General features: G+C 65.8%; 1 protein-coding gene and 1 pseudogene. Both read right to left on the bottom strand.

The features are described 5' to 3' along the window. Nucleotides 1–232: pseudogene (locus AHiyo1_RS08270) on the bottom strand (patatin-like phospholipase family protein); the annotation flags it as partial. Between the two features lie 204 nt (nt 233–436). Next, nucleotides 437–947: TOBE domain-containing protein (locus AHiyo1_RS08265; RefSeq protein WP_113990618.1), on the bottom strand; the 511-nt coding region annotated here is incomplete at its 5' end.

Genomic DNA, 947 nt, shown 5'->3' with positions numbered 1-947 from the left:
CGGCGTCAAGGATGTTGGCGAACAGTTGAGTTGGTGTCGCGCCGGCAATCTGGGCCGCGGCCGTTGATCCGGCCGAGGTGCCGATGGTCAGATCGGCGTCGGTCACATCCAGCCCGGCATCGAAGAGGCCGGCGATGACGCCGATCAGCCAGGCATTGCCTGTCGATCCGCCGCCACCGAGGACCAGCGCCCGATCGCGGGAGTGCAAAGGAAAAGAAGGTGTTGTGTTCATGGGAGTCGCCTTTCGCGAATTGCCTGTTTGGCGCTCCCGGTGGCGACTAGTTCAGTCGCGCGATCGTGGACTGCAGGGGAGCACCCATTGCGGATACTGCGTTCATGGGACTCACCTCCTGCTGCTGATAGATCACGATCGCCGCAACGCTAGCACGCCCGCAATGCGGAGCGCAACGGTCCGGCACTGCGCCGGCCGTCGCCCCTAATCCTCCACAGGGAACGCCACGCCTTCGCCCACCACGCGGAGGCACAGTTCCGTGCCGGGCTTGGTGATGGAAGCGTTCCAGTGCCGGATGGTGATGATTTCGCCACCTCCCGGGTAGGCCAAGGATGCGCCGGCGGCGGCAACGCGCGGGGCGAGCTTGATCCGCACGGTTGTCTCGGGGCCGAAGTAGTCAGTGTCGACCACGACTCCGCGGATGGGACCGTCGGGAGCAATCCGGATCTGTTCGGGGCGGAGCATCAACTGCACGAGGCCCTGTGCCGGGGGACGGCGTACGGGTATGCCGCCCAGCGAACACGTGGCCAGGGAGCCTTCCATCCACGCGTCCAGGATGACTGCGTCGCCGAGGAATTCGGCCGTTGCCCGGTCCGCGGGACGGGTGTACACAACGAACGGGTTGCCGATCTGCGCCAGTTTCCCGCCGCGCATGATCGCCACCTGATCCGCGAAGGACAGGGCCTCGGCTTGATCGTGCGTCACCAGGAGTGGT

This window comes from Arthrobacter sp. Hiyo1 (assembly GCF_001263615.2).
Lineage (GTDB): Bacteria > Actinomycetota > Actinomycetes > Actinomycetales > Micrococcaceae > Arthrobacter.
This window is presented reverse-complemented; position numbering and strand designations above follow the sequence as displayed.